At 59.8% G+C, this 14,962-nt stretch carries 14 protein-coding genes; 8 read left to right on the top strand and 6 right to left on the bottom strand.

Annotation, left to right across the window (positions count from 1 at the left end; genetic code table 11):
- Positions 1 to 216: 216 nt before the first annotated feature.
- The gene (locus ACZRN6_RS09690) at positions 217 to 1,272 is read right to left on the bottom strand and encodes an aldo/keto reductase (protein ID WP_322145593.1); all 1,056 of its coding nucleotides are present in this window, start codon (positions 1,270 to 1,272) and stop codon (positions 217 to 219) included.
- A gap of 182 nt (positions 1,273 to 1,454) precedes the next feature.
- Between ACZRN6_RS09690 and ACZRN6_RS09685 the strand changes: the two genes are divergently transcribed.
- The 4 genes from ACZRN6_RS09685 (at position 1,455) to ACZRN6_RS09670 (ending at position 4,303) form a co-directional block, all read left to right on the top strand.
- Complete coding sequence (locus ACZRN6_RS09685) at positions 1,455 to 2,171, top strand: helix-turn-helix transcriptional regulator (protein WP_464007827.1); 717 nt, start codon at positions 1,455 to 1,457, stop codon at positions 2,169 to 2,171.
- Between the two features lie 52 nt (positions 2,172 to 2,223).
- Positions 2,224 to 2,565, top strand: a complete 342-nt coding sequence (locus ACZRN6_RS09680; protein WP_322145591.1) for a nuclear transport factor 2 family protein — start codon at positions 2,224 to 2,226, stop codon at positions 2,563 to 2,565.
- A gap of 21 nt (positions 2,566 to 2,586) precedes the next feature.
- Positions 2,587 to 3,714, top strand: a complete 1,128-nt coding sequence (gene zapE / locus ACZRN6_RS09675) for a cell division protein ZapE (RefSeq protein WP_464007826.1) — start codon at positions 2,587 to 2,589, stop codon at positions 3,712 to 3,714.
- 97 nt (positions 3,715 to 3,811) lie between these two features.
- Positions 3,812 to 4,303 (top strand): GNAT family N-acetyltransferase, encoded by a 492-nt coding sequence (locus ACZRN6_RS09670; protein ID WP_322145589.1) that lies wholly within the window; start codon positions 3,812 to 3,814, stop codon positions 4,301 to 4,303.
- Between the two features lie 102 nt (positions 4,304 to 4,405).
- Here the strand turns inward: ACZRN6_RS09670 and ACZRN6_RS09665 are convergent, their stop codons facing one another.
- The 4 genes from ACZRN6_RS09665 to ACZRN6_RS09650 all read right to left on the bottom strand — a co-directional run bounded on the left by ACZRN6_RS09665 (position 4,406) and on the right by ACZRN6_RS09650 (position 9,233).
- Positions 4,406 to 4,627 (bottom strand): hypothetical protein, encoded by a 222-nt coding sequence (locus ACZRN6_RS09665; RefSeq protein ID WP_322145588.1) that lies wholly within the window; start codon positions 4,625 to 4,627, stop codon positions 4,406 to 4,408.
- A 148-nt stretch (positions 4,628 to 4,775) separates the two neighbouring features.
- Positions 4,776 to 7,013: a TonB-dependent siderophore receptor gene (locus tag ACZRN6_RS09660; protein WP_464007825.1), complete on the bottom strand. Its 2,238-nt coding sequence runs from the start codon at positions 7,011 to 7,013 to the stop codon at positions 4,776 to 4,778.
- A 148-nt stretch (positions 7,014 to 7,161) separates the two neighbouring features.
- The gene (locus ACZRN6_RS09655; RefSeq protein WP_464007824.1) at positions 7,162 to 8,904 is read right to left on the bottom strand and encodes a phosphoethanolamine transferase CptA; all 1,743 of its coding nucleotides are present in this window, start codon (positions 8,902 to 8,904) and stop codon (positions 7,162 to 7,164) included.
- A 152-nt stretch (positions 8,905 to 9,056) separates the two neighbouring features.
- Positions 9,057 to 9,233 carry a DUF6026 family protein gene (locus ACZRN6_RS09650; protein ID WP_322145585.1) on the bottom strand — a complete coding sequence of 59 codons (177 nt, stop codon included), beginning with the start codon at positions 9,231 to 9,233 and terminating at the stop codon, positions 9,057 to 9,059.
- Between the two features lie 244 nt (positions 9,234 to 9,477).
- Here ACZRN6_RS09650 and gnd point away from each other — a divergent pair, with 244 nt between their 5' ends.
- The 3 genes from gnd to ACZRN6_RS09635 are packed head-to-tail and all read left to right on the top strand — an operon-like array spanning position 9,478 to position 12,826.
- Positions 9,478 to 10,485, top strand: a complete 1,008-nt coding sequence (gene gnd, locus ACZRN6_RS09645; protein ID WP_322148701.1) for a phosphogluconate dehydrogenase (NAD(+)-dependent, decarboxylating) — start codon at positions 9,478 to 9,480, stop codon at positions 10,483 to 10,485.
- Positions 10,482 to 12,005 (top strand): glucose-6-phosphate dehydrogenase, encoded by a 1,524-nt coding sequence (gene zwf / locus ACZRN6_RS09640; RefSeq protein WP_322145584.1) that lies wholly within the window; start codon positions 10,482 to 10,484, stop codon positions 12,003 to 12,005. Before gnd ends, zwf begins: the two co-directional genes overlap by 4 nt.
- Positions 12,002 to 12,826 (top strand): HAD family hydrolase, encoded by an 825-nt coding sequence (locus tag ACZRN6_RS09635; protein WP_464007823.1) that lies wholly within the window; start codon positions 12,002 to 12,004, stop codon positions 12,824 to 12,826. The genes zwf and ACZRN6_RS09635 overlap by 4 nt, the downstream gene beginning before the upstream one ends.
- Positions 12,827 to 12,962: 136 nt before the next feature.
- On the opposite strand, the gene ACZRN6_RS09630 is transcribed toward ACZRN6_RS09635, so the two are convergent.
- Positions 12,963 to 13,223 (bottom strand): hypothetical protein, encoded by a 261-nt coding sequence (locus tag ACZRN6_RS09630; protein WP_322145582.1) that lies wholly within the window; start codon positions 13,221 to 13,223, stop codon positions 12,963 to 12,965.
- A gap of 341 nt (positions 13,224 to 13,564) precedes the next feature.
- On the opposite strand from ACZRN6_RS09630, the gene ACZRN6_RS09625 reads away from it, so the two are divergent.
- Positions 13,565 to 14,893: a sigma-54 dependent transcriptional regulator gene (locus tag ACZRN6_RS09625; protein ID WP_464007822.1), complete on the top strand. Its 1,329-nt coding sequence runs from the start codon at positions 13,565 to 13,567 to the stop codon at positions 14,891 to 14,893.
- Positions 14,894 to 14,962: the final 69 nt, after the last annotated feature.

The raw sequence follows: 14,962 nt of genomic DNA, 5'->3' as shown, positions 1-14,962 counted from the left end.
CTGTGGTGAGGGAGCTTGCCTGTGGTAAGGGAGCTTGTCTGTGGTAAGGGAGCTTGCCTGTGGTGAGGGGGCTTGTCCCCCGCTGGAGTGCGCAGCGTTCCCAGGATTTTGGGGCCGCTACGCAGCCCAACGGGGGACAAGCCCCCTCACCACAGACAAGCCCTTCACCACAGACAAGCCCCTCACCAGAGGCAAGCCCCTTCACCACAGATGGTCTTAAATAACCGGCGGCCAGCGCAGCTCTTGGGCGTCATCGCCGGTGTACCGCGGGAAGCGCTCGGCGATCATCTCGTGGGGTACGCCCAGCGGTATTGCGCTGGCAGCGTCCAGGCGGGCTACTTGCTCGGCCGAGAGTTGCACGTTCAGTGCACCCAAGGTGCCATCCAGTTGTTCGCGGGTACGCGGTCCCAGAATCGGGATCAGCGCGGTGGTCGAGCGACGGGCTTTTTCCCGCAGCCAGGCGATGGCGATGTGCGTCGGGGTGGCATTCAGCTCGCCGGCAACCGCCAGCAGGGTGTCGAGCACCGCCGTTTCCCGTGCACTTTTTTCGGCGTGAACCAGAATCCCCAGTTTGCTGGCGCGGCTATCGTCCTGGCTCGTGCGGTACTTGCCAGTGAGAAAGCCACCACCCAGCGGTGACCATAACGTGGCGGCCAGGCCCAGCGCTTCGGCCATGGGCAGCAGCTCACGGTCGGCGGTGCGCTCGGCCAGGCTGTATTCGGTCTGGATCGCAACCAGTGGCGCAAAGCCACGCACTTCGGCGAGCAGGTCGGCACGGGAAATGCGCCAGGCCGGGAAGTTCGACAAGCCGGCGTAATGGATCTTGCCCGCACGCACCAAGTCATCAAAGCCGCGCAGGATTTCTTCCATCGGCGTGACGTTGTCGCTGATATGCGCCCAGAACAGGTCGATGTGGTCGGTGTTCAGGCGTTTGAGGCTTTCCTCGACGGCGCGCACCATGTTCTTGCGATTGTTGCCAAGCTTGATCGTGCCTTCGTCCTGAGGCTGGGTGCGCAAGGTGTACTTGGTGGCGATCACCAGGCGATCGCGCTCCGATGCAATGAACTCGCCGAGTAGTACTTCCGACTGGCCGAACTGGTAGCCGTTGGCGGTATCGAGGAAGTTGCCGCCGGCCTCCAGGTAACCGTCGTAAATGCGTTTAGACTCTTCCCGCTCGGCACCGTGGCCCCAGCCTGTGCCGAAATTGGCGGTGCCCAGGGCCAGCTCTGAAACCTGCAGGCCGCTACGACGGCCAAAGACTTTATTACGCATAAGAGAACTCCTGAGGCTGTGATTCATATAAATGTCTTGCGACATCTATTTAATATGATGCGAGTAATATTTTTCGTCAAGCGGCTTTTTGGTGCGTGCAGGGAAGGGCTCCGGCTCCTGACACTTTCTGACAGGGGCCTCTGTTAAGCTGCGCCACCTTTCTTTTTCCGAGCGTGATCAACGTGTCGCGTACCAGCCGTCTGCTGACCTTGTTGCAAGTCCTGCGGGGCAAAAAACGCCCGGTGACCGCCGCCGTGCTGGCGGTGGAACTGGAGATTTCCGAGCGCACGCTGTACCGCGATATAGCAGAATTGACCGCCTTGGGCGCGCCGATCTATGGCGAGGCAGGCGTGGGCTACGTGTTACGGGCGGGGCTGTTCCTGCCGCCGCTGATGCTCAATGCCGACGAGACCGAAGCGATCGTGCTGGGGTTGCGGTATGTCGATCAGCGTGGCGATGAAGTGTTGAGCCGCGCAGCGGCCAATGCGCTGGCAAAAATTGCTGATGTACTGGACCCGGCCGCACAGGAAGCGTTGCGCAATCCCACTTTGCTGCCCGGCCCGCGAGGGTTCGGCTACCCGGAAAACCGCGTGCCGTTGAACGTGTTTCGCGAGGCCATTCGCGGCCAGGCCAAACTGCATATCGATTACGCCGACGCCAGCCAGGCCGCCAGCCAACGGCTGGTCTGGCCCCTGGCCCTGGGCTTTCTCAACGAGGTGCGGGTAATTGTCGCGTGGTGCGAATTGCGCGGGGCCTATCGCACCTTCCGCACTGATCGTGTAGCTACCGCCACCCTGCAAGGCGAGCGTTATCCGGGGCGTCGCAGCGACTGGTTGCGGGCCTGGCGCAAGCTGATGGAACAGAACGAATCCGGGCCGTTCACTCCTGACAAGAACTGACACGACGCTGCATTAGCATGGCTCCATAAATCACCAACAAGGAGCTGTCACCATGTCCCAACCCACCCCCGAACTGGCCCCGGCGATTGCCGCGTACATTGCCGCCGCCAATGCTGGCGACACCTCGCTGGTGGTCGACTGTTTTGCCGAGGATGCCAACGTGTTCGACGAAGGCGAACACCGGATCGGCACCGCCGCCATCGCTCGCTGGATGGAAGACACCGGGCGTCGTTATCAGCCCAGGGTGCAGGTGCTCAACGTGCAGCACCGAACCGGCAAGGTGCTGGTCAGCAACCTGGTCACCGGCAGCTTCCCCGGCAGCCCGCTGGAGTTGCGCTACACCTTCCGCCTCAATGAGCAGGGCAAGATTTCCCGATTGGATATTTCCCTGTAGGCGTCATGGCATACTGGCGGCATGACTTTCGACTCGCCACTCGCCGCCTACCAGCACGCCATCACCGACCAGGGTTTTGTCCCCGACGACGCCCAGCGCGAGGCGGTGCAAGCCCTGCAAGACTGCCACCAGGCCCTGCATCAGGGGCATGGGGCGGTCACTGGCGTGTACCTGTGGGGCCCGGTCGGGCGCGGCAAGACCTGGCTGATGGACCAGTTCTACCAGAGCTTGCGCGTGCCCGCGCGGCGCCAGCATTTCCATCACTTCATGGGGTGGGTGCACCAGCGTTCGTTCCAGCTGACCGGTACTCATGACCCGTTGCAGGCCTTGGCCCGTGAACTGAGCCAGGAAGTGCGGGTGCTGTGTTTTGACGAGTTGTTCGTCAATGACATCGGTGACGCCATTATCCTTGGCCGGTTGTTCCAAGTGATGTTCGAGGAAGGCGTGGTGATGGTCTGCACGTCCAATCAGCCGCCCGACCAACTCTATGCCGACGGTTTCAACCGGGATCGCTTCCTGCCGGGCATTGAGGCTATCAAGCGCCATATGCGTGTGGTGGCCGTTGACGGCGGGGAAGATCATCGGCTCCACCCGGGAACCGCGCTGCAGCGTTATTGGGTCGATCAACCCGAGGCGCTGGCCGAGGTGTTTCGCCAGTTGAGCAAAGGACAGGCCGTGAGCAGCGCCCCGGTCGCGGTAGGCTATCGCTCTATCGTGGCGCTGCAGTCCAGTGAAACCGTGCTGTGGTGCCGTTATGCCGACCTGTGCGAACAGCCGCTGGCCGCCATGGACTTCATGCTGCTGTGTGATCGCTTCAAGGCGATTTTGCTGGACGAGGTGCCGAGCCTCAGTGCGCAAAAGCGCCCGGGCCGCATCGCCCGGGGCACCGAAGACGCGGCCCTGCGGGTGGACGCCGGTGACCGTGAGCTGCCGGAGTTGTCGGTGCATGACGACAGCGTCCGGCGTTTCATTGCCCTGGTAGACGAGTGCTACGACCGCAAAGTGCCGTTGTATATCCAGGCCAGCGTTCCACTGGAAAGCCTCTACACCGAGGGTTACCTGGAATTTCCCTTCCGCCGCGCCCTGAGCCGCTTACAGGAGATGCAGTTGGCCAGATTCGGTGGGGCTGGCGCGCTTTCACGCGGCTAAATGTACTTAATCTCCTTCATCTGACGCCCACTCCATGCTTACAATCGAGCCCTTTTATGGGGACCAAGTCCCTGTCGCACCGTTAACGAGGAAGGAAATGGACACCGCAGACATCCTGGTGCTGCAAGCCAGCTACACCAACCCGGTACACGCCGAGGCCATTGGCCTTTTGCTCAATCATTACGCCGCAGACCCAATGGGCGGTGGCCACAGCTTGCCGGCCGATCGTTTGCAACAACTGCCGGCAGAGTTGGCCAAGCGTGCCCATGCCTTCAGTGTGCTGGCGTTTGTCGGCGGTACGCCGGCCGGGCTGGTGAACTGCTTCGAGGGGTTTTCGACCTTTGCCTGCCGGCCGCTGGTCAACGTCCATGATGTGGTGGTGATGGATAAATTTCGGGGCCTGGGACTGAGCCAGAAGATGCTGCAAAAGGTCGAGGAAATCGCTCGCCAGCGCGGCTGCTGCAAGATCACCCTTGAGGTACTCGAAGGCAATGGCGTGGCGCAGTCGGCGTATCGCAAGTTTGGTTTTGACGACACGGTATTTGATCCGGAACAGGGTCGGATGTTGTTTTGGAGTAAGTCGCTTTAATTAATGTTTATTTAATCGAAGGCAAAAAAAAGGCGCCAGCAAGTGGCGCCAAGTTGGCCTTAGCTATCAGAGCGCAATAGCGCAGGGTGTTACGGATAACAATCAGCTGTTGGGTTGCTGCAGTTCGGTAGTTTGTTCGGCTGTGGCAGGTTTTACCGTCTTGCCATCCGCCAGCGCCGTTTGCTGGGCTGCGCCGTGGGTTTGTTCCTGGACGAAAGTGAAGTTGTTGTAGAACTCCTTCGAACGCTCTGAACCGCCCTCGGCAAAGGCTGCAACTGAGGTCATGGTCATCAGGCCGGCAAGGATAACAGTCGAAATTTTCATGGCAGTGTCTCATTAAGTGTATTGGGTCCGCGCGTTGTGGTCAGCGGCGGGATGGGGAGACTGTGGGCCCATGGTATTAAGTAAGGGTTAACCTGGGGCTGACCGAAAGTTAACGATTTTGTTAACTTCGGGTTCAGCTGGGTAGCGCTTAAAGCTGCCAGTCCAGTGCCAGCGTTACGGTGCGCGGGTCTCCCCAATAAACGCCGTTGTAAAAGCCGACGTTGTTGTAATATTTCGTATCAAACAAGTTGTTTACGTTTAATGAGGCAGACAGGTGCTTGTCGAACTCATAACGCGACATGAGGTTGACCAGGGCATAGGCCTGCTGGCGGATTGCCGTGCTCTGGGTTATGAAGCTGCCATCCGCGTTACGGCCCACCGGGCGGCGGGCATAGCGATAGATGTCGCTCTGCCAATTCACACCGCCACCTACCGTCAGCGCGCGCCAGTCGCCGGGCAGGCGATACGTGGTGGAGGTGCGCAGCAGGTTGAGGGGTTGGGTGGTGTTGTTGCGCTCTTTTTCGCCATTCACGGAGTGGGTGTAGGTATAACCGGCGGTTACGTTCCAGCCAGGCATCACTTCGCCTGCAGCTTCCATTTCGAAGCCCTGCACCTTGTTACCCTTGCCGCCGGACGTGTAATACTCCTCGCCGTTTGGCCCCAGAGGAACCGAGTCATCGAGCTCGGCCACGTTGTCTTGAATCGTGCGGAACACCGCGCCCGAAAGGGTCAGCCGATCGTTCAACAGGCTGCCCTTGAGGCCCAGTTCATAGCTCTTGCCCACAATCGGTTCGAGGTATTTGTCGCTGACATCCTTTTGCGTTTGCGGTTTGAAGATGTCGGTGTAGCTCACGTAGGCGGTGAAATCCTGATTGATGTCGTAGAGCAACCCGGCATAGGGCGTCCAGACGTCACTTTGGGTCTGGCGACTGTTGCGGATGCTCTTGAGTTGCCGGTCCTCGTCGTAGGCATATTGGGTGCTGCTGGACTTCCAGGAGCCGTAGCGGCTGCCCAGTACCGCATGCCAGTCGTCGCTCAGGCTCAGGCGCGTAGCCAGGTAACCGGCTTTTTGATAGGTGCTGCCGGTGCTCGAATCCATGCCGGTGGTTTCATCGGCAAACTCGGGGATGCCTCCGGTGTCTTTCCAGTCTGGAATGTTCAGGTAGTTATCGGGCCTGTCGCCAATAATGTAGGGCGAGGAGTCGCGGTGACGCGCCTGGCCGTAGCCGACCATGGCCTCATGCTCGCGTCCTAATAACGAATAGGAGCCCGCGACGTTGAAGTCCACCGCATCCATTTTATCTTTGCCAGCGAAATGGCTGCTGTAGGCGCTGATGCCACTGCGGTCGGCGTTCGGGTAACCGTTGCCGCCGTAATAGACCTTGCCGTCTGTTTCGCTTTCCCGGTGGGTGTAGGCGGCCTTGAAGCGCCAATCATTGGCCAGTGTGTGGTCCAGGGTAGCGAAGGTGGTGCGGTCGGTGAGTGGCCAGTTGCTCCAGGGCGTGGTGATGTTGTTGGAGCGTGGCAAGTTGGCCTTGCCACCTGACGCGTTCCAATACGGCACGCTGCCCCAGGTTGCGCCCTGGACCTGTTTGTCCTGGTAGTCATAACCGACCGCCAGTACGGTGCTGTCGCTCAGGTCGGCTTCGAGAATGCCGTAGCCTACCTTTCGCTCAAGGGCATAACGGTCGCGAAAGGATTGACTGTCGCGGTACGCCACTACTGTGCGGCCACGCAGGCGCCCGTCGAAGGCCAGGGGCCCGCCCACATCGACGTAGCTGTAGTAGTTGTCGTAGCTGCCGGCACTGGTGCCGACTTTGGCTGCCCATTCGGCGGCAGGGCGTTTGCGTACCATGTTGATGGTGCCCGAGGGGTCGCCGGCACCGGTGGTCAAGCCCGTAGCGCCGCGTACCACTTCGATGCGGTCATAGATGATGGTGTCGGAGTCGGACTTCAGCCCGGTAAAGGTGTTGAGCATTCCATCGATCTGGAAATTCTGGATGGCGTAGCCGCGCGAATAAAAGTTGAAGCGTTCGGAATCATTTCGCTGTACCACCACGCCGGTGGTCTGGTTCATCACTTCGCTCAAGGTGCCGAGCTTGAAGTCATCCATCTGCTGGCGGGTGATGACCGAGACAGACTGCGGGGTTTCCTTGATCGAGAGGTTCAAGCGTGTCGCGGTGCTCATGGCGCCGGTGGTGTAGGCGCCGGTGCCTTCGGTGTCGGAGCCGAGATGGGCCGCCGTGATGCGGGTACTGGCCAACTCCAGCGCCTCGGCGGTTTCTTCGGTTTCCTGATAAGGCTCGTCAGCCAGCAAGTCCGGGCTCATGCCGGCGCTGAAAAGCCCCAGGGTCAAGGTTATGGAGCGGGTAATGGGCGCTAGCATCGCAGCGAATTCCTTGTTGTCTTTAAATTGAGCATGCGATTTAAAGACGGCGGGGAATTGCGTACTTTAGGCTTTTGATGAGAGTAATTCTTATCTGTATGTTGCCGGCTTCAGCGCATTGCACGCTGAAGCCGTCGGTGCGCGGGCGTTACTTGGCGACCACGTCAGCCGCGTCGGTTTTCTTCGGCTTGAGCAGGCTGAAGTCGATCAGGGGTTTTTGCTGGCGGCCATACGGGTCACCAATCAGCAGTGGCCGAGGCTTGAAGCTGTCGCTGACCAGGCTCTTGCTATGGTCCAGTTCATCGAAGCTCAAGCCCGCCATGTCGGCCCAGGTATGGATCAACTGCGAGCTGATGTAGGGCCGCTGCAAGTTGCCGGCAAAACTCCAGTCATGGCTTTCACGCCACTTGGGCGATGCGTAGGCCATGAACGGGATGGTGTACATCGGCGCGGTCGGCTTGGCTTCGTTGCGGCCCAGGGTATTGTGGCCGGCCGAGTCGAACACGTCTTCACCGTGGTCTGAGAGGTACAGCAGGAAGCCGTTGGGGTCGGTCTTGGCGTAATCCTTGATCAGGCTCGACACCACGAAGTCGTTGTACAGCACCGCGTTGTCATAGCTGTTATAGGTTGGCAACTGGTCGTCGCTGACCCCGGCAGGCACACCCTGGCGGTCGGTGAACTTGTCGAAGGTCGGCGGGTAGCGGTACTGGTAGCTCATGTGGGTGCCCAGCAGGTGCACCACGATGAATTTGCGCTCGGCGGTGTCGGACATCGCCTTGGCAAACGGTTCCAGCACGTCGCCGTCGTATTGGCGGGCGTTCTGGTTGCGGTTGTTGTTGAGGTACACCTGCTCGTCGGCCTGTTCGGAAAAGGTCGTGAGCATGGTGTTGCGCTTGGTCATGGTCTGCTGGTTGGTGATCCAGAAGGTCTTGTAGCCGGCTTGCTTCATCACGCTGACGATGGACGGAGTCTTGAGGTACAGGTCCGGGTTTTCTTCGTCGGCGAAGGTCAGCACCTGTTGCAGCGCTTCGATGGTGTACGGGCGCGGGGTGATGACGTTATCGAACACCGCCAGTTGGTCGCGCAGCTTGTCCAGCTCTGGCGTGGTGTTGCGCGGGTAGCCGTACAGGCTCATGCGCTGGCGGTTGGTGGACTCGCCGATCACCAGCACCAGGGTCGACGGCTGGCCGGCCATGCTGTCCTTGAGGTTGGTCAGGGGCGCGATCTTGCTGGCGCTGGTCAGCATGCCTTGCATGTTGTCCAGCTGTTCGGTGTAGCGGCGGTAGGCAACGATCATCTGCCACGGCACCGCCGGCTCGATCCGGGTTTCGAAGCGGTCGATGGCCAGCTCCATGGTCTCGCTCTTGGCGATCTGCTTGACCAGCGGGTAACCGACGATGGCAATCACGATGGCGGTGGCCGCCAATATGGCCTGGCCACGTGGCAGGTACACCGGGCGCACGCGCGTCCACAGGAAAACCGACATGGCAGTGTGGGCAATGAACGCCAGCACGATCCACCAGGCAAAGTATTGGGTGGCATATTCGCCGGCTTCAGAGATGTTCGACTCGAACATGATGAAGATGACGCTTTGGGAGAATTCCTGCTGGTAGATGAAGAAATAACCCAGGCTGGCCATGGAGCAGGCCCACAGCACCACGCCAATCAAGCCGGCCACCAGGCGCGCACGCCGCGGGAACAACAGCATCGGCGCCAACCACAGGGCGCTCATGAAGAATGCCTGGCGGAAACCACTGAAACCGGAGGTGCCGGTCAGTTGGATCAATAGTTGGGTAATGCCCGAGAAATACCAGAAGAATAAAAACATCCAGCCCAGGCCGGCCCAATCAAAACCTTTCGCAGACGTAGTGCTGCGTTTGAACATCGCCATCCAGCGCTCCAACCCGATAATTTTCAGTCACCACGCGAAGACACGCGCAGCAGAGGACCGCCGCGCGTTGGGCGGACCTATTCGGCGGGAGTATCGGGAGGAGGATGTGAAAACTTCGTGAGTTATTCCTGAACGGTTCGTTCAGCGCAGGTTCAGCAAAGGGCTGGCTGGGTGCTTGACGGTTGCATGAGCTGGCCTTGCAGGTGCGAGCGCAGGCGCAGGACTTCCTGCTGCAACTGGTCGCGCTCCTCTTTCAATTGACGCAATTCATCGCGACGAATGTTGACGTAGAGGGTCTGTGGTGGACGGGTCATCTGTGCAGTGCTCATTGCTTGCCTCGCAAATAGCCGGTGTATCGAGGTGCCAGGGCGCTTGATTCGAGGCCCTCGGCAACAGTCGGGGCAATTCTGAATTCTTTTTTTTGCGAAGGGAACTTTTTTATTTTTGATGGTCGCTGTGACTTTTTCCGCACTGAAGGCTAAAGGATGGCCACTTTTTGTCATGAAACTATGCAGATCCGCTCTGGACTAACCCTCATTAGCCTCATTGCGCTATAAACTGTGACACACATTTATTCGTAGTAAGGAGCATCAGCACATGCAACTGGGGATTATTGGACTAGGCCGCATGGGTGGCAACATTGCGCGGCGCCTGATGCTCAATGGGCATACCACCGTGGTTTACGACCGCAATGAAGCATTCGTGAAGGGTTTGGCAGGTGAGGGCGCCACGGGCGTTGCCGACCTGGCAGGCCTGGTGGCCGGGCTGCAAAAGCCCCGGGCGATCTGGGTGATGCTGCCGGCTGGCGACCCGACCGAGAACACCATTGAAGAACTGAGCCAACTGCTGGAAGACGGTGACGTGATCATCGACGGCGGCAATACCTTCTATAAGGACGACATCCGCCGGGCCAAGGCCCTGTCGGAAAAAGGCCTGCACTATGTAGACGTCGGCACCTCCGGCGGTGTCTGGGGCCTGGAGCGCGGCTATTGCATGATGATCGGTGGCGACGCCGAGACCGTTAAGCTTCTGGACCCTATCTTTAAAAGCCTGGCGCCGGGCCTGGGCAACATCCCGCGCACCAAGGATCGTTCGGCTAGCGCTGACAGCCGTGCCGAGCAAGGCTACATCCATGCCGGCCCCGCTGGTTCCGGGCACTTCGTCAAGATGATCCACAACGGCATCGAGTACGGGATGATGCAGGCCTTTGCTGAAGGGTTCGACATCCTCAAGACCAAGAACTCGGAAAACCTGCCACAAGACCAGCGCTTTGAGCTGAATGTTGCAGACATTGCCGAAGTCTGGCGTCGTGGCAGTGTGGTGTCGTCCTGGCTGCTGGACCTGACCGCCGATGCGCTGGCCACCGACCCCAAGCTCGACGGTTATTCCGGCTCGGTCGCCGACAGTGGCGAAGGCCGCTGGACCATCGAGGCCGCCATGGAGCAGTCGGTGCCGGTACCGGTGTTGTCCAATTCGCTGTTCGCGCGCTTCCGCTCCCGCCAGCAAAGTACCTACGGTGACAAAATGCTCTCTGCCATGCGCTTCGGCTTTGGCGGCCATGTGGAGACACCCAAAAAATGACCGCCAACGGCAAGAAACTCAAGGCCGAACCTGCTCCGCCCACCACCCTGTTTCTGTTTGGTGCCCACGGTGACCTGGTCAAGCGCCTGCTGATGCCGGCGCTGTACAACCTCAGCCGTGACGGGCTGCTGGGCAACGGCTTGCGCATTGTGGGGGTTGACCACAACGCCATCAGCGACGCCGATTTCGCCAAGAAACTCGAAGACTTTATTCGCACCGAGGCTGCGAGCAAGGTCAAGGGCAAGGGTGAAGACGCCCTGGACCCACAGTTGTGGGCCCAGTTGGCCAAGGGCATCAGCTATGTCGAGGGCGACTTCCTCGACGACGGCACCTACGCCGATATCGGCAAGAAAATCGCCGACAGCGGCACCGGCAATGCGGTGTTCTACCTCGCGACTGCGCCGCGTTTCTTTGCCGAAGTGGTGCAGCGCCTTGGCGCGGCGGGCTTGCTCGAAGAAACCCCGGAGGCGTTCCGCCGGGTGGTGATCGAAAAGCCTTTCGGCTCGGACCTCGCCACAGCCGAAGCGCTGAACGCCTGCCTGCTCAAGGTGATGAGCGAGAAGCAGATTTATCGCATCGACCATTACCTGGGCAAGGAAACGGTGCAGAACATCCTCATCAGCCGTTTCTCCAACGTGCTGTTCGAGGCGTTCTGGAACAACCATTACATCGACCATGTGCAAATCACCGCCGCCGAGACCGTCGGCGTGGAAACCCGTGGCAGCTTCTTCGAACACACCGGCACCCTGCGCGACATGGTGCCCAATCACCTGTTCCAGTTGCTGGCAATGATCGCCATGGAGCCGCCCGCCGCCTTTGGTGCCGATGCGGTACGTGGCGAAAAGGCCAAGGTGATCGGGGCCATACGGCCCTGGTCGCTGGAAGACGCGCGTGCCAACTCGGTACGCGGGCAGTACACCGCCGGTGAAGTCGGCGGCAAGCAACTGCCGGGCTACCGCGAAGAGGCCAACGTTGCACCCGACAGCAGCACCGAGACCTTCGTCGCGCTCAAAGTGATGATAGACAACTGGCGCTGGGTCGGCGTGCCGTTCTACTTGCGTACCGGCAAGCGCATGAGCATCCGCGACACCGAGATCATCATCTGCTTCAAGCCGGCGCCTTATGCGCAGTTCCGTGACACCGAGGTTGATGAGCTCAAGCCCACCTACCTGAAGATCCAGATCCAGCCGAATGAAGGCATGTGGTTTGACCTGCTGGCGAAAAAGCCTGGGCCGACCCTCGACATGGCCAACGTGGAGTTGGGTTTTGCCTACAAGGACTTCTTCGAAATGCAGCCGTCGACGGGGTACGAGACCCTGATCTACGACTGCATGACCGGCGACCAGACGTTGTTCCAGCGCGCAGACAATATCGAAAATGGCTGGCGTGCCGTACAACCGTTCCTCGATGCGTGGAAGCAGGATGACGGTATCCAGGCCTACAAGGCGGGCGAGGACGGCCCGGCGGCGGCCGATGAGTTGCTGGCGCGCGATGGCCACACCTGGCACAGCCTCGGATGAGCGACTTGCCGAGTCAACCTATCCGGTTTGTGTTGAGTGACATGGATGGCACGTTGCTGCATCCGGATCACAGCCTCAGCCAACGCACCATTGATACGGTTCGCGCGTTACGCGCGGCCGGGGTGTTTTTCAGCCTGGCCAGCGGGCGTCCGCCCAAGGCCATGATGCAGCAGGTCGAAGCGCTGGGCATCGATGTACCGATTGCAGGCTTTAACGGTGGCACGCTGGTCAATCCCGACGGCAGTATTCTGGTGGCCCATCACTTGCCGGCAGAAGCGGCGTTGGTGGCGTTGGCATTGTTTACGCCCCAGCCTGACGTAGAGGTGTGGCTGTTTGCCGATGGCGACTGGCTGCGTCGCGATCCGGGTGGGCCGATGGCAGTTCGTGAGGAACATGGCCTGGGCTATGGGGCAATTGTGGTGGAGAGTTTTGAGCCGTTCCTGGACCGGGTCGACAAGATTGTGGCGGCCAGTACCAATACCCAGCTGTTGATCGAGCTTGAGGCGCAATTGCAGCCCAGGGTCGAGGGGTTGGCCCAGGTTTCCCGCTCGCAACCGGTGTTCCTCGACGTCACCGCCATGAAGGCCAACAAGGGCGAAGCCTTGAAGACCCTGGCGGCGCACCTGGGTGTGCCGCTGGAGCAGACAGCAGCCATCGGCGATGGTGGCAACGACCCGGCGATGTTTCACGTGGCCGGGTTGTCGATTGCCATGGGCCAGGCCGAGGAAGTGGTCAAGCGCCAGGCCACTGTGGTCACCGGCAGTAATGTCGATGACGGGGCGGCGGAAGCCATCGAGCGATTTATTCTCTCGGCCCATTAATTGGCAAGCACAGTAATAAGTAGCCCGCTAAGTAAAGTTGCAACTTGCTCTGCGGGCTACCTATAAATGTTAGTGCGAGTGAATACACTGCGCGGCCCAGCGGCACACTTTTGAGTGCCGCCCGGGCCACTTTCAGTTACTTGGGCATTGCCCAGGATTGTAACTGATAGCCATCTTTGTCGAGTTCGGCGCGGGCTTGCAAGAGCAAGTCTTCAAGCTGCGCCGGGTCGGAATAAGTGCTGCAAGACAGCTGTTTGCGGCCAATACGGTTATTGGTGCGGTCGATGACACTCAGGCTCAGGGCGCCGTTGCCATCGTGCCAGGCCACGCATTGAAAGGGCTGGAAGGCACGGTCTGCGATCAAAAGAGCTTCGTTGATGCGGAGCGGGGCGTTCATGGGGTCTTCTCTCTAAATGCCCATTCAAGTGAAGCCGTTGGTTGGGCGTGCCTAACGACTGGTTACTTGTACTGATGCACGATCACCGGGTACGGGTCACATGTTAGAAGAAGATTTTTCAACTTTCCCTGATTAATGTCATGTAAGGGGCTATTTTGAAAGCTTCCTGCAAGTTGTGCCGCGACCTTTTACCGCACCCGGATAACTGAAAGCACCCGTTCGTGCGCGACTTATAGCGAATCGGTACAAAGCCCGCGTCAAGATCTTGATAGGGTAACCAACAGGCATTCCAAATATCTGTTTTTAAATAACTTTAACGATTTTGACGCCAAGGAATAGTCATGATTGTTACACCTGCCCAGCGACGCCTGCTTGTGGTCGACCCGTGTGAGGACTGCCACGGGTTATTGCCCGGTTTGCGTGCGGCGGGGTGGGATGTAGACAGCTGTGCCCTGGAGGCGGTGGGTGAGCGCTCCTGCGACGTGGGTTTGCTGCGCTTGCAGCCGTTTCACCTGGAGCGCCCGGAGGCGGTCAAGGAGCTGATCAGCCGCAGCGGCACCGAGTGGATTGCCGTGCTTAACCAGGAAGTGCTGCGCCTGCAAAACGTTGGCGACTTTGTTTGCGAGTGGTTTTTCGATTTCCATACCTTGCCGTTTGATGTGTCCCGGGTGCAGGTCACCCTGGGCCGCGCCTTCGGCATGGCGCGCCTGCGCGGCAAGGGCAACAGCGCGCCCGCCGGCCAGCCCGAGCACGAGTTGCTGGGCGATAGCCGGCCCATTCGTGAACTGCGAAAGTTGCTCGCCAAACTGGCACCCACTGAATCCCCGGTGTTGATCCGTGGCGACAGCGGCACCGGCAAGGAATTGGTTGCCCGTACTTTGCATCGCCAGTCCCAGCGCCACGCCAAGCCGTTTGTGGCGATCAATTGCGGGGCAATTCCCGAACACCTGATCCAATCCGAACTGTTTGGCCATGAGAAGGGTGCGTTTACCGGCGCCCATCAGCGCAAGGTCGGGCGTATCGAGGCGGCCCATGGCGGTACATTGTTCCTTGATGAAATCGGCGATTTGCCCATGGAGCTGCAAGCCAACCTGCTGCGCTTTCTCCAGGAAAAACAGATCGAGCGCGTTGGCGGCAGCCAGCCAATCCCGGTGGATGTACGCGTACTGGCGGCCACCCACGTCGACCTCGAAGCAGCGGTTGCAAAGGGGGCCTTCCGGGAAGATCTGTACTACCGGCTCAATGTCCTGCAGGTGGTGACGGCGCCGTTGCGCGAGCGTCATGGTGATGTGGCGATGCTGGCCAACCATTTTTCACACTTCTATAGCCAGGAAACCGGCCGCCGCCCTCGCAGCTTCAGCGAAGACGCGTTGGTGGCCATGGGCGAGCACGGCTGGCCGGGCAATGTGCGCGAGTTGGCCAACCGCGTGCGGCGTGGCCTGGTGCTGGCTGAAGGGCGGCAAATCGAAGCCGTTGATCTGGGGCTGCAAAGCCACCAGGCAATTGCGCTGCCGATGGCTACACTTGAAGACTACAAGCACCGCGCCGAACGCCAGGCGCTGTGCGATGTGCTCAACCGGCACAGCGACAACCTGAGTGTCGCGGCCCGTGTGCTGGGGGTTTCCCGGCCGACGTTCTACCGGTTGCTGCACAAACACCAGATCCGCTAGGGCGGGTAAACCGAAAAGCCCCGCAACGACCCTTATCGTTGCGGGGCTTTTCCTTGTCTGTAGGCGTGA

It is taken from the genome of Pseudomonas sp. A125, from assembly GCF_055409485.1.
The sequence above is the reverse complement of the archived record's forward strand: the minus strand, read 5'-3'. Positions and strand labels throughout refer to the sequence as shown.